Source organism: Salinicoccus sp. HZC-1 (assembly GCF_046736035.1).
GTDB lineage: Bacteria > Bacillota > Bacilli > Staphylococcales > Salinicoccaceae > Salinicoccus.
The window spans coordinates 2,362,118-2,376,056 of record NZ_CP177130.1 but is presented as its reverse complement, the minus strand read 5'-3'; the positions used below and the strand labels follow the sequence as shown (position 1 = coordinate 2,376,056).

The window sequence follows — 13,939 nt, the reverse complement described above, 5'->3', positions numbered from 1 at the left end:
AATCATTTCCTTCCTGTTACATAAATGTTTTTAATATAATTTTTGAATAAATCATCCATCTCTGATGGATTGTTCAATAGTTCCCCTATATCATTATGATGATTACCGAGAAGCACACTGAATTCACTGATCAGGTCGGTTACCAGAGAATCTTCGGGAACGAGCAGTAATATCTGGTATTCGACAGTCACTTCGGTATTATTGTAATTTTTATCAGTAATGCCGGCTTCATTATGAATGAATAAAATCCTGTGCTGCTTGATAAGCGGTGACTTGATGTGCGGATAGGAGAACCCGTCTTCACCGATGATATAGCCGGTCATTTTAGAACGTTCAGCCAGATGTTCCGTCACTTCAATGATGACCTGTTCCTCCAATGACGTGTGCGACTTCAGCGCTTCCCTTACTGAATCAAGTGCATGCATAGCTGAGTCTGGCCGGACGTACGTCCGGTTAAGGTAAAGCTCGGATGCCTGTATCACTTTGTCCGGATCGACCTGGGAAACATCGGCGGTTGATTGAACCGGTCTGTAATCATAAGTTGTAGAACCGATTTTTGAAATTGCTTCGGTGATTTTCTTCTCATCATGTTCATCGAGCAGCGGGCTAACCAATATATAGTTGTCCATATCGAGCGGAACAGTGCTCAGAATGAGTTCTCCTTCATGAATATCAGTGTCTGCAAGCTCGGATATAGATAGCTCTTGCCTGATATATAAATTATTAAACTTCGTTTTTAACTGGTTGGATAAAATCCGGCTCGTCCCGATTCCGCTGGAACATACCGTAGTGACTTCTATCCTGGGATTGGCATGGAGTATGCCTCCAAAATGGATTGTCAGAAATCCGATTTCAGGTTCATCGAGCTTTCTGGTATTAAAGTAATTTCTGAAGTTTTCCCCGACAACTTCAAATAGGTCGGGATAATTATCCTTGATTGTCTCAACGAGCGGATTGACCGTAATAATCCCTGAATCCATACGGTGCAGCGTAGGTTCAATATGGAGAATCAGGCCATCTTTAAGTTCGGGATAGGCATAGAATGGATAATCCATCTCCCTGCTGACCTGGTCGATAAATGCGACAGTCAGATTTTCCAGTGAATCTGTACTTAGTGAATCCTGGAATTTCCGTTTGCTTCCCCTCAGATGCATTGTAATAAAATAAACTTCCTCTTCCGGAAAAAGGGTCCCAAACTCATTTTGGAGCTTTTCCGTCAATGAAAGGGATACATCAAATTCCCGGGAATGCTTCAACTCCTCTTTCAACTCTTCCTTTATGGAAACATTCTGTTCATGTTCCGTACGGTCGATTGCGAGAACGATATGAAGCGTAAGGTTCAAATACGCATTCTCCGTCAGCTGGTAGGGGAGCACAGACAGTTCATCCATCAGCAGGCGTTCGACTTTAAATATGTTGTCCGCTTCTAAAATGCCGATGACTTTGCTGTTGATGAGTGAACTGAACACAAAGTTATTCTCAATTACGGAATAGATGCTGTTTGAATTCAGTTCATTAATCATCATGTTGGCCAGGAAGTTCTGCTTGCTTAAATCATCACCAATCAGCTGCACTCCGATGGAACGCGTCTTGATGATTTTCAGGCGGAACGCCTTTAACTGGTTTTCCATCTGAAGGATCAGCTCATCGACGGTATGTTCACCGACGCCGAGTTCGACAGCCAACGCACTTTTTTTTAGCCCCTCGGAATTAAGCATCAGGTTGTACACGAGCGCGACTTTCTTCTCCTCGATACTCAGGTCTTTATCTGCGTTTTCTGTTATATATTTCGTCAATGCTTCTATCTCCAGCTGGGCAAGGTCCAGCTTAACGCCTTTTTTGTATTCACTGAGCAGTTCAATGTTCAGCTGCTTCAGGGTATCTTTTACATTTTTCAGCTCTCTGTGGACCGTTCTGGAGGAGACACCAAGCTTGCCTGCCAGTTCTTTAATAAGCATAAAGGTGCCATTATGATATATGAGCTCGTTAATAATTTTCTTTTCCCGAGAACTGATCATAATGACACCCCTTTATATAATCTCTATTTAATTATTGATGCTTTTTAAGTTCCTCTGTCAATTCTTCGTAGTGCGGACTGTTTAAGAAGTTATCTACGGAAATGTGTTTCGCCTCAGGCACTTTATTTTCAGCGCGTTCTGTCAGAGTTTTCTGGGTGATGATAATGTCTTCATCGCCTTTAAGCTGGTTGATTGCCGAGTTTGTCACATCGATATCAAGACCTGCTTTTTTGAACTTATTCTTTAACATACCCGCGCCCATGGCACTTGAACCCATGCCTGCGTCACATGCAAAGACAATCTTGTCGACTTTGCTGTAATCAAAATCAGCTGTTGCTGTTTCTTCCGGTTCATTTTCAGATGTTTCACCGGGCTGTTTTCCCTGTAGGTTTTCGACGAGTTCGTCATATTTCGGACTGTTTAGGAAATTGTCCACAGATATATGAGTAGCATCAGGCACTTTATTTTCAGCACGCTCTGTTAAAGTTTTTTGGGTGATGATGATATCTTCATCGCCTTTAAGCTGGTTGATTGCCGAGTTTGTCACTTCGATATCAAGACCTGCTTTTTTGAACTTATTCTTGAGCATGCCTGCGCCCATGGCACTTGAACCCATACCGGCATCACATGCAAAGACGATTTTATCGACGTTTGAATAATCGGCTGTCCCGGCATTTTCCCGGAAAGGTTCTTCATCAGACGTATCTTCAGCCGGTGCTTCAGAGTGGCTGAGTGTACCTGCAACTGAAGACTTTTTGCCTTTGGTCGCTTCCATTTTTTGCGTTGCTTCTTCAAGGTCTTCTTCATCCTGCTGTTTGGAGAATTTCAGGATGAATGATGCGACGAGGAATGAAACAAGTGTTGCAGCGAGTATACCCAGGAACATCGTCAGATATTCCCCTCTTGGAGTCATTGCGATATAAGCCAGGATACTTCCTGGTGCTGCCGGACCTGAAAGACCGAAATCGAGCAGCGAGAATGTCAGGATACCTGAAGCCCCGCCGAGAATTGCTGCGATGACCAGTGCCGGTTTCATTAAGATATACGGGAAGTAGATCTCATGGATCCCGCCGACGAAATGAATGATTGCCGCACCCGGTGCAGTCGCACGGGCAGTCCCTCTGCCGAAGAACATGTAGGCAAGCAGGATACCAAACCCTGGACCTGGGTTGGATTCGAGTGTGAAGAGAATGGAGCGTCCAGCCTCCTGTACTTCTTCAGATGCGAGCGGTGTAAGCACACCATGGTTGATCGCATTGTTTAAGAAGAGCACTTTCGCCGGCTCGATAAAGATACTTGCGATTGGAAGCAGACCGGCTTCAACAATGATATCCACTAATCTGCCGAGCATTTCTGTAAGCCATGCAACTATCGGGCCTAAACCGTAAAAGCCGAACAAAGCAAGGAAGAATGCAAGGAAACCGGCTGAGAAGTTGTTTACAAGCATCTCGAGGCCCTGACGCGTTCTAGGTACGAGAACTTCGTCAACTTTCTTCATCAGATATCCGCCGACCGGCCCCATGACCATGGCGCCGAGAAGCATCGGTGAATCCGGGAATGCTGCGATAACCCCCATAGTAGCGGTTGCACCAACGACACCCCCGCGGACGTCATGGATGAGTTTACCTCCTGTGTATGCAATGAGCAAAGGCAGAAGATAGACAATCATCGGATCGACCATCGTTGCGAGGTCTTCATTCGGGAACCAGCCGACCTCTATGAACATGGCTGTAATCAATCCCCAGGCGATGAAAGCTGCGATGTTCGGCATGATCATGCTGCTTAGGAACGAACCGAACGCCTGTACTTTACGTGAAATACCACTTTTCTTTTCTGACATGTTGTCACCCCTGACTAGATTTTATAAATTATGTACCTTAATCATAGGCCGGCAGGGGTATATATACAATATAAACAAAATGCGAGTTTGGCACAGATTCAATGACAAAAGGGATGTTACTTGAAAATTACATTATTTAATAAACAAAAATGTTATAATTTACATAAAAGAGGTGACAGTATGTTCAAATACCAGTCCGCTTATAAACAGAATGCTTCCGGATTCCATGGCAGGACGTTCTGGTTTACGGTTCTTACATTTATTCTGATTTATGCAGCAATGCTGATTGTGTCAGTTGCACTGATGCTTCCCTTGGCATTTGGGGATTCTCCCTGGATAGCAATGTGGATACTGCCGATGATCCTTATCATCCTGCTGCTTTCCATTTTTGTGATATATCCAGTGAGCATCGGTGTCTTGAGGTTTTTTGCGAGTGCCTACAGGCGGAAAGATTACAGTTATAAGGAAGTATTCGTCGCTTTTAGAAAAGGGAATTACAGCAAGATCATCAAGCTGAGCTTGATCATCCTGCTGATCTATTTTGCTTTTTCTGTTGCCTACGGCTTCCTGATACAATTCCTGTTCATGGCGATCAATATGCCGCTGATTGCCCTCGGGGAATCCATGTTCGGAGGTGCCGAGGGAGTTTCAGGCATTGGAATCGGTGCGGTCATCGGTCTGGTTCTGCTCAATCTGCTGCTGGTCTTCATTTCTTATATACCCTATATACTGATAGGCATATATATGTTCCTCGCGTTCATGGTGTATATCGATCAGCCGCTGATTGCCACAACGGATAAAATGAAGATTGCCTGGGATGTCATGTTCAAAGCGGGCGGCGGTCTGGTCAGACTGATCATCAGCAATTTCCTGCTGCTGCTCATCCCTTCGATCCTGTATGTCGTTCTGATCGGTGCCATAATTGGAATCAGCTTTATGGTGGGAGCATCACAGACGCCCGGCATAATAATGATCCTGCTGGTTGCCGTCTCGGCCTTGCTTACAATCGCTGCATTCTGCTATGTCATGTACTATATGGCGGGGAGTGTCGTCGCGTATTACTTCAAGTGCCGCGATGAACTGGATGTAAGATACAATGGGCAGCAGACAGAGGCACGGCCGGAGCAGAGCTTCCGGGACACGCAGGAAGATGCGGGCTTTGACGAAAACGACGGTTTGAGACCGCTTTGATAAGGGTGTTGGCAAGTATATTCAGAAGGTTGGAACTTTTTGTTCCAATCTTTTTTTGATGTGTTGAAAAAAATTGATTTAAGAGTAAACTTGTTATATTGAAGAGAAAGAGGTGGTAGAGTGGGCGAAAATAAAAAAGGTATTCTGTTCGCATTGGGAGCATACATAATCTGGGGCTTTCTGCCGATATACTGGAAACAGGTCGAGCATATATCGCCGTATGAAATCATTGCACACAGGGTTTTCTGGTCTTTCATATTCATGATTCTCTTTATCGTGGCTACCAGCAGGCTGCGCCTGTTCAGGAAAGATTTGAAATTTATATTTAAAGATAAAAAGAAAGTGGCGGCACTGTTCTTCGCTTCCGCCGTCATCACATCGAACTGGCTGGTTTATATCATCGCGGTAAACACCGGACATATTCTGGATGCGAGTCTTGGATATTACATCAATCCGCTGATCAGTATACTGCTCGGATTCGTAATACTGGGGGAGCGCTTCTCCAAAATGCAATGGATTGCGATCATCATCGTGTTTGCCGGGGTGACGTATCTTGCGGTCGGACTGGGTGCAGCACCCTGGATTTCCCTTTATCTCGCGTTATCATTCAGCATTTACGGGTTGATTAAAAAGGTGATCAACCTCGATGCGATATTCGCACTCGCAGTTGAAACTTTTGTACTCGCGCCATTTGCCCTGGTTTATATATTCTTCCTGGAAGGCTCGGGACAGGGCAACTTCGGATTCAATGTCGACAGCCTGGTCATGATGGGAACAGGTGTTGCCACAGCAATTCCGCTTCTTTTGTTCGCACTGGGTGCACAAAGGATAAAACTATCACTCATCGGTTTCCTGCAATACTTTGCACCGACAATTATGCTCATAATCGGAGTGTTCATGTATGACGAAGCATTCACCGATGTTCACAAAGTCGCATATGTTCTTATTTGGAGCGGTCTCATCCTCTATACGCTCAGCCGTTTTTATCAGATGCACAATCAATCCAGGAAAAACGCGCGACGCCGTGTTTCCAGCTAGCATATCATTAGTTATGGGCGGGGAAACGTGTTATGATTTATGGACAATTTGAGGTGTAAGGAGTAAGAGGGAATGAAAGTTTCAAAGTATTTACTTGCCACATTGGCGGCTTCGTTCATATTCGCTGGATGCTCTGAAGCTGATGAGGTTCAAGATAATATAAATGAAACATCAGGAAATACAACCAAGACAAGTGAAGTGGAAGAGGATGCTGTCGGACAATCGACAAAAGAAAAGCTGGCAAATATAGATACTACGGACGATAAAGCATTAGATGCCGTGATTGAACGTTCAAAAGATATAGGAAGCTATGAAGCGCTTATAAATTTGGAGGGAAAGATAGATAATGCCCATCCGGATGTACTCCAGGCAGATGTTCGTTTTAAAGAAGGGGAGGCAGGCGGCCCGCCTTCCCTTCATTTGAAATCTGAAGGCGAAGACCGTACGTTTTCCAAAGGCGGAGAAACATTTTATTATAACGGAACGGACTGGGTGGATATCTCGGAGTCGGCCGGTGTGGAACACCTGTTTCAAGTGACTTATCATAACGTGGTTTTATCTTTCGCGCATATTAAGGACAAGCTTGAACAAGAAGACCACGGGGATACGATAGTCTATAGTTATGACGGGGAAAGCAAAGAAGTGTTCCAGACCTTTAAACAACTGTTTGCAGATGATTTCGGAAATATTAATATTTCTACGATAGAAAACAGTCTGGAAATAGAAGTGGATGCCGATGAAAACCTGATAAAAGATATTGATTACCAGGCGGAAGGAAAAAGTGAAAATGGATCGTTCGAATTGACGGGAGATGTAGAGTTCGAGTCATTCAACAGTATCGGTGAGATAGAAATTCCGGAAGAAGTCAGACAATAACCTGGAGCGGGACAAGTATTTCTTGTCCTGTTTTTTTATGATTTCAAAATTATTTGGAAAATTATTTGAAAACGGTTTAAATTTAAAGTAAGTATGTTTAAATTATATGAAAGGGGCTGAATAAAAAGTGGCAGAAAATAATCATTTCTATAATTTATTTAATTTAAATGAATCATTAACAAACCTTTCAATGAGACATTGGAATAAGACGTTTGGTGAAGATGTTTCACTGACGCAGCTGATCGTTTTAAATGAACTCCAGACATTTGGGAGAATGACCCAGAATGAATTAGCTGAAAAGATGGTGATCTCCAAAGGAGCAGTCAGCCAGATCATTAAAAATCTGGAAAACAAAGAACTGGTTAAAAGAGAAGTGGAAGAAACAGATAGAAGAAACAGGTATTTGGTGATTGAAGGAAAAGGGCAGGAAACGATCAACCGCGCCGAGAAGCATGCCGAAAAACTGAGAGGCGAATATATGGATTTGATTCCTGACGAAGAAATGAAAAAGTATTTGGAAACCCAGCGGAAATTCGCTGAGTATTTAAAAGAACGTATATGAAAATCGATATGCATATAATATGAAAGGACCTTCATTTTGAAGGTCCTTTTGACTTGCTATGAGAATTGGATGACAGGTTTAAGTGTTTCCCCCGATTCCATATCTTCTATGGCTTTGTCGAGTTCTGTCATCCCATATTTTTTCACGAGTTTATCGAAAGGGAAGTTACCTGCTTTGTAGTGAGATATCAGTTCGGGTATGAACAGCTTCGGGATCGCCTGTCCTTCCACCACACCGACAAGTGTCTTGCTGGTTGGAATCAGTTCATCGTGGATATGGAATTCCAGTTCTCCTGCAGCACCGACAATTGCAATGGTGCCAAGCGGGCGGACAGAGCGGATTGCCTGCAGCACAACCGGTGCCACGCCGGATGCTTCCACGGCATAGTGGGCACCGCCATCGGTAATGGATTTCACTGATTCCACCGGATCTTCCTCTTTACTGTTTATGACATGTGTGGCACCCAGTTCCTTTGCCAATTCCAGACGGTTCTCATGTATATCCGCAGCGATGATCGTCTTACAGTTGGCGAGCTTCGCTCCCATGATGGCACTGAGGCCGACAGATCCGCATCCGAAGATGACGATGGACTCACTGGTGCCCGGCTTGAGTTTGTTCAGGACTGTGCCTGTACCGGTCTGTATACCGCAGGCAAGCGGACCGAGGAGGGCAAGATCGACATCCTTGTCATCGATTTTAACCGTATTCCGCATATTCGAAATGCAGTGCGTTGCGAGTGAGGACTGGCCGAAAAGCCGCGCAACCTTGTTATCACCATCAGTAATTTTTGAATCGGATTCTTCCATCGAAAGTCCGAAGTTATTTGCGAAGAAGTTCTCACATGCACTTGGTATGCCATTTAAGCAGTTCTCACATTTACCACAGTAATTGAACGATACGACCACGTGATCTCCTTCTTCGAAATCCTTGACAGCAGCCCCAACTTTCTCAACTATGCCGGCACCTTCATGGCCGAGTACAATGGGTGTCGGTGTTGGAGGTGCCTGATGCAGCACTCCCAGATCTGTATGACAGAGCCCTGTTCCGACTATCCGGATCAGCAGCTCATCCGCATCGATTTCCTTCAGCTGAAGATCCTTCAGTTCAATATTCTCATTTTCTGCAACATATGCTTTAATATCCATTATTTCACCCCATCTGAAATTGGTCATTCCTATACGATATTCTCTACCCGCCTGAAGTTCTTTTAAGCAATATATGCCGTTGGATGATTAACTGGACCATATGAATGAATTTGAACTCTATTATTATAGAGAGAAGCAGAGGGAGCGGTGGAAGTGCCGTCTTCCGAGCCATGGGAAATGCCTGCCCATGCCGCTGGAGATCGGGGCAACAAGGGAGTCACAGCATCCTATTATAAGAACTGAAAAACACATCGATTAAAGTTGCTTAATCGATGCATTTCCCATGTTATTTAAGTTCCGGCCAGTAATCTTTATTCGCTTCAATAAGATCATCTAAAATATCTTTGGCCACTGAAGCACTCGGCACGGTTCTGGAAAGGACCAATGCCTGCCAGAGTTTTTGATATGACTGTTCTTCAAAAGCTTCGACAACCAGTTTTTCCACACCGACCTGCTGTTCCATCAGCGATTTCTGGAACCTTGGAATTTCACCGACGACCAGTTTTTCAGGGCCCTCGCTGCCGACGATGCATGGGATTTCAACCATTGCTGTCGGATCGAAGTTGACGATTGCCCCATTATTTTCAACAATCATGAGCATACGTTCTTTAGTATTGAATGCAATTGCCTTAGCGAGGTCTACGATATAGGATGCATGTTCATCAATTGTAAGATTGGTGTCCTTCGCCGTACCTTTATCAATGATTGCCTGACATTCGGTGAATATGAATTTCTCCCTGCCTTCCATCACTTCATTTGCACGTGTATGATCTGAGTTCGAATTTGCCACTTCATAGTCAGGGAAGAAGTAGTACTTCAAGTAAGTGTTTGGAACCGTTTCAGGGTCGAGTGCCTGGATATCTTTTGCTTTTTTCAGTGTACTGTTCCAGCTTGCCTGCTGTTCCAATTCGGAGCTGCCGTCTGTCGCATAGCCGTTTTTACTTACATGTTCAATGACCTGCGGCATGAGCGTGTTGCCTTCTTTGTCACGAATATCAGTCCACCAGCCAAAGTGATTCAGACCGTAGTAATTGACTTCAAACTCTTTGCGGGAGGAGAGGCCGAGGTTTTTAGCGATCAGCTCCTCAATTCCGATCGGCATATCACAGATATTCAAGATTTTTGAGTTTGGACGAAGCTTGCGTGTCGCCTCAGCAACAATCGCAGCTGGATTGGAGTAGTTCAGCATCCAGGCATCTGGTGAGTAGCGTTCCATGTAGTCCACAAGTTCGAGGACGCCTGGAATGGAACGCATTCCGTAGGCAATCCCTCCGGGACCGCAGGTTTCCTGGCCGAGGACACCATGTTTCAATGGAATCTTTTCATCCTGTTCCCTCATCGCGTATTTGCCGACTCTGATGTGAGCCATGACGAAATCGACATCGGTGAACGCTTCCTCAGGATCTGTACTCGCAGTCAATGTCACTTGAGGTGCACGTTCTTCTAATAAGATTTCACAAGCATCAGCAATCGTTTTCTGCCGCGCTTCATCATTGTCATAAAGCTTGATGGTATCAATGGGGAACTCCTCCAGGTAATCGAGCAGCATCATAATGATTCCCGGAGTGAAAGTGCTGCCGCCGCCTGCAACTGTAATGTTAAATTTTTTCATTATAAAATCCTCCTGAAAAATTTTTCGTCTATAACAATCCTTCGAAATATTCTCTTATCTGCGGAACACTGAGTCCGGCAATCACCTGTACATTTGTACCGCTTTTCGCTAACCCGTGGGCCATCTGATCACTCGTGAAATAATCGTTGTCTTTGACGAGTTCCGGATTATTGACTGTCACACGGAGACGGGTTGCACAGTTGGTTACATCTTTAATGTTTTCCTGGCCGCCCAAACCTTTCAGATAATAGATGGCTTTGTCTTCATATTCATTGCCGCTGGAATTTTTGGCTTCAGCAGAATTCTGTCCGTTTTTCTTTTCCCGGTAATCATTTTTGGTGTATAACTTTGCATCCGTTCCTGATTTTCTGCCCGGGAGCGGAATATCGAATTTCTCAATAAGGAATTTGAATACAATGAAGTAGATTGCCATGAAGATTAAGCCGATAATGATTTGAGTAACATAGACATTGCCATGGTTTGCAGCAAGCGGAATCCAGTTGATTGCAGCGATATCTATCAAACCGCCTCCCATAAGCCCGACGACGCCGAACATATTCATGATTACAATCATCGTTGCACCTAGAATTGCATGAATTAAAAATAGATAAGGTGCAATGAATAGGAACGTAAACTCCAGAGGTTCGGTAATACCGGCGAATACAGCTGTCGCCGTTGCCGGAAGAACAAGGGCGAGCATTTTCTTCCTGTTCTCTTTAGGGGTAGAGAAGTACATGGCCAGACCGATACCTAAGCAGCCGAAAACTTTAATATTACCCTGAAGCAGGAACCCGTATGGATACAGTTCGTTGAGCGGTGCAGTTGAATTGCTGTACTCAGTCAGATCTGAAATCCAATACGGTTTCAGGCCTTCATCAACAGCAGCCGGTCCAAATTCAAATGGTGTATATATGAAGTGGTGCAGCCCTGTAGGAATCAATATCCTTTCCAGGAAGTGGAATATCCATACACCAATATATCCGGACTGCATCATGATTCCCTGCAAGGAAGAAATACCTCCCTGAACATAGGGCCATATGAAAGCGACCATGAATGCCAGCGGAATCATTGCGAAGAAACCGATGATTACAACGAAAGATAACCCTTGGAAAATCCCCAATACTTCAGGGAGCTTAGTATCATAAAACCGGTTATGTATCCAGATTACAATTGCTGAAATCAGAATCGCACCGACGATATTTGTATCCAATGTAGCAATACCGGCAATTTCTTTGACCCCTTGCAGATTTTCAATATCCTGCGTCAGATCGACTCCGAAAGCTTCGGGCCAAAGTGTAAGTATTGCATTTATATAATTGTTGAAGACAAGGTAAATCATTATTGCAGCGAGTGTTGCTCTGGCCTGGGCTTTTTTAGCCAGTGAAATAGGCAGACCGATGACAAAAGCCAGTTCCATGTGATCGAATATCGTCCAGCCACCGCTCTCGATGATTGTCCAGATACTGTGCCACATTGTTCCTTCAGCAGCGATGTCACCCATAATATTCGGGTTTTTAAATAAAGTCGCAAGCCCGACGATAATACCGAAGAATGCGAACAGAAGAACCGGGACTATCATGGCACTGCCAAATCGTTTAATAGAATTCATAAGCAAAACCCCTTCAATGTATCTTAATGGCCACTCTAAAGGAAGCGGTTTCAAATTCCAATAGGTTTGACGTATTTAGAAATGTAATAGTAAAATATGATTATATTTACATGATGCGGAAATATTTTCATGAAAGACAGGGGATAAAAATGGTTCTGGATAAACTTGTAAACCAGTATTATGAAAGTTTAAGTGATAATGATTTATATATGATTAAAGTCATTCATGACAATATAGATAAAATGAAAGGCATGAAAATACAGGAGCTGGCAAACTTGTCCCATACATCCATTTCATCGATACACCGGTTGGCGAAGAAACTGGGGTTTGACGGCTACAGTGATTTGAAATCATACATCAAATTATATGACCACACAGGAGAAGCATCACAGGATTTAATGGAACTGCTCGAACATGATATAAAACAGACTATGAAACACCTGGATCAGTTAAATTTCGATAAGCTCAACCAGTTAATAGATGATGCACCGTTCATTTATATCTATGGTACGGGGGCAGCACAGCTGGAAATCGCAAATGACGTACAGCGTCAGCTGCTATCTTTATTCAAACGCTCGATTGTATTGAAAAACGAACGGGAACTGATGACCGGGATAGAACAATTATCAGAAGGAGAGCTGCTGCTCATCATATCCTTATCAGGAGAGACGAAAAACTTCGACGAAATCATCCAACTGATCAAAGCGAGAAATGTGCAGTACATCAGTGTAACCACACTGCGGGATAACATACTTGCACAAAACGCGATGTTTAATATATATGTCAACAGCACACCATTCTATTTATTCAATGACATAAATAACTCCAGTTTCCTGCCGTATCATATAGTATTTGATGTGATTCTAAGAAAATTCAGCAATTGGAAAAATGAACAGAAAGAAGTTTAAAAGAAAGGCGCAAAAACCGTATAGGAACGCCGAAACAAATGCTGACAATAGCACCCAAGAGCCTGTTCATTGATGAAATCTTTATAAATGCAAAAAAACTCCGGAACCCAAATCATGTTTAGGTCCCGGAGTTTTTTCTTAACGTGGTTTAACTTAATGGTGTCAAATATGTCTCTATGAAATCCCTCTGGTCTTCCAATTTTGGCGGGAGTGCCAGATGCTCGCCCAGTGATTCCAATGGTTCATCTACGTCAAAGCCCGGCCCGTCAGTCGAAAGTTCGATTGTGATGCCGCCGGCACTCTGGATATAGACCGCTTTGAAATAATAACGGTCGATGACTCCGGAGTTGGGCCATTTTTCTTCATTCAGTTTCGCAAGCATGTTACGGAGTGCTTCCTCGTCCTCGACTCTCAATGAAAAGTGGTGGACGCTGCCGTAGCCTTCTTTTTCAATCTGGCTGTTCCTTTGTTCCACTATATAGACAGAGTCCTGACCGACTTTGACTTCGGCTTCAGTGCTGTCATCTGTAATATCACCCTGGACTTCCCCGCCGAGCAGTTCGAGCAGCTGCAGGGCGGCTTTTAAATACTGCACTGTAATTTCCACCGCACCGATGGAAGTGATGGCGTATTCTTTTGGTATTTCATCTGTCGAATTGGGTTCGGAGTCATTGTATTCCCGGTCCACCATGAGGCCGAGACGCTGTTTTTCATGATCCTCGAAAATCATGGAAGTGCGGCCGAACCGTTCGACGAAACCTTCGTGATACACACCTTTTTCATCAAAGCGGTTTCTGAAGAACTCCAGCGCCTCCATAGACGGGACTCTGAATATCGTCCTTGAAATACTGTTGGTCCCCGGCTGGAACTTTGGAGCATTAAAAATTTCAAAGAAGGTAATATCTGTTCCCGGGGTGCCTTTATAATCTGCATAGAATAAGTGATACATGCCGGTATCATCCTGGTTGACTGTTTTTTTAACGAGCCTCAAACCCAATACATTTGTGTAGAAATCGTGGTTATCCAATATTTCCTTTGTAATGGACGATACGTGATGAATGCCTTTTACTGTCATGATTATCGCTCCTTAATGGCTATTATTATCAGTATATAACAGAGATGGGTTAAACTCTAATAAAG

Annotated in this window: 11 protein-coding genes; 5 read left to right on the top strand and 6 right to left on the bottom strand. The window is 43.8% G+C overall.

Features of this window, described 5'->3' with window-relative positions; translation table 11 throughout:
* Positions 1-2: 2 nt before the first annotated feature.
* Together ACKRAT_RS12415 and ACKRAT_RS12410 are read right to left on the bottom strand one after the other, a co-directional pair.
* Positions 3-2,018 (bottom strand): BglG family transcription antiterminator, encoded by a 2,016-nt coding sequence (locus tag ACKRAT_RS12415; protein WP_411842693.1) that lies wholly within the window; start codon positions 2,016-2,018, stop codon positions 3-5.
* A gap of 31 nt (positions 2,019-2,049) precedes the next feature.
* Entirely contained in the window at positions 2,050-3,858 is a 1,809-nt protein-coding gene (locus tag ACKRAT_RS12410; RefSeq protein ID WP_411842692.1) for a PTS mannitol-specific transporter subunit IIBC, read from the bottom strand.
* Between the two features lie 180 nt (positions 3,859-4,038).
* On the opposite strand from ACKRAT_RS12410, the gene ACKRAT_RS12405 reads away from it, so the two are divergent.
* The 4 genes from ACKRAT_RS12405 to ACKRAT_RS12390 all read left to right on the top strand — a co-directional run bounded on the left by ACKRAT_RS12405 (position 4,039) and on the right by ACKRAT_RS12390 (position 7,525).
* Positions 4,039-5,049: a hypothetical protein gene (locus ACKRAT_RS12405; RefSeq protein ID WP_411842691.1), complete on the top strand. Its 1,011-nt coding sequence runs from the start codon at positions 4,039-4,041 to the stop codon at positions 5,047-5,049.
* Positions 5,050-5,169: 120 nt separating this feature from the next.
* Positions 5,170-6,087 (top strand): EamA family transporter RarD, encoded by a 918-nt coding sequence (gene rarD / locus ACKRAT_RS12400; protein WP_411842690.1) that lies wholly within the window; start codon positions 5,170-5,172, stop codon positions 6,085-6,087.
* A 72-nt stretch (positions 6,088-6,159) separates the two neighbouring features.
* A complete protein-coding gene (locus ACKRAT_RS12395; protein WP_411842689.1) occupies positions 6,160-6,963 on the top strand; it encodes a hypothetical protein in 804 nt (267 codons plus the stop codon).
* A 127-nt stretch (positions 6,964-7,090) separates the two neighbouring features.
* On the top strand, positions 7,091-7,525 hold the full coding sequence (locus ACKRAT_RS12390; RefSeq protein ID WP_411842688.1) for a MarR family winged helix-turn-helix transcriptional regulator: 435 nt from the start codon (positions 7,091-7,093) through the stop codon (positions 7,523-7,525).
* A 56-nt stretch (positions 7,526-7,581) separates the two neighbouring features.
* On the opposite strand, the gene ACKRAT_RS12385 is transcribed toward ACKRAT_RS12390, so the two are convergent.
* The 3 genes from ACKRAT_RS12385 to ACKRAT_RS12375 all read right to left on the bottom strand — a co-directional run bounded on the left by ACKRAT_RS12385 (position 7,582) and on the right by ACKRAT_RS12375 (position 11,891).
* Positions 7,582-8,670, bottom strand: a complete 1,089-nt coding sequence (locus ACKRAT_RS12385) for an NAD(P)-dependent alcohol dehydrogenase (RefSeq protein WP_411842687.1) — start codon at positions 8,668-8,670, stop codon at positions 7,582-7,584.
* Between the two features lie 286 nt (positions 8,671-8,956).
* Positions 8,957-10,282 (bottom strand): 6-phospho-alpha-glucosidase, encoded by a 1,326-nt coding sequence (locus ACKRAT_RS12380; protein ID WP_411842686.1) that lies wholly within the window; start codon positions 10,280-10,282, stop codon positions 8,957-8,959.
* Between the two features lie 28 nt (positions 10,283-10,310).
* Positions 10,311-11,891 carry an alpha-glucoside-specific PTS transporter subunit IIBC gene (locus ACKRAT_RS12375; protein ID WP_411842685.1) on the bottom strand — a complete coding sequence of 527 codons (1,581 nt, stop codon included), beginning with the start codon at positions 11,889-11,891 and terminating at the stop codon, positions 10,311-10,313.
* A gap of 149 nt (positions 11,892-12,040) precedes the next feature.
* Here ACKRAT_RS12375 and ACKRAT_RS12370 point away from each other — a divergent pair, with 149 nt between their 5' ends.
* Positions 12,041-12,799, top strand: a complete 759-nt coding sequence (locus ACKRAT_RS12370) for a MurR/RpiR family transcriptional regulator (protein ID WP_411842684.1) — start codon at positions 12,041-12,043, stop codon at positions 12,797-12,799.
* A 148-nt stretch (positions 12,800-12,947) separates the two neighbouring features.
* Here ACKRAT_RS12370 and ACKRAT_RS12365 read toward each other — a convergent pair whose 3' ends face one another.
* Positions 12,948-13,874 carry a VOC family protein gene (locus ACKRAT_RS12365; protein ID WP_411842683.1) on the bottom strand — a complete coding sequence of 309 codons (927 nt, stop codon included), beginning with the start codon at positions 13,872-13,874 and terminating at the stop codon, positions 12,948-12,950.
* Between the last annotated feature and the right edge of the window lie 65 nt (positions 13,875-13,939).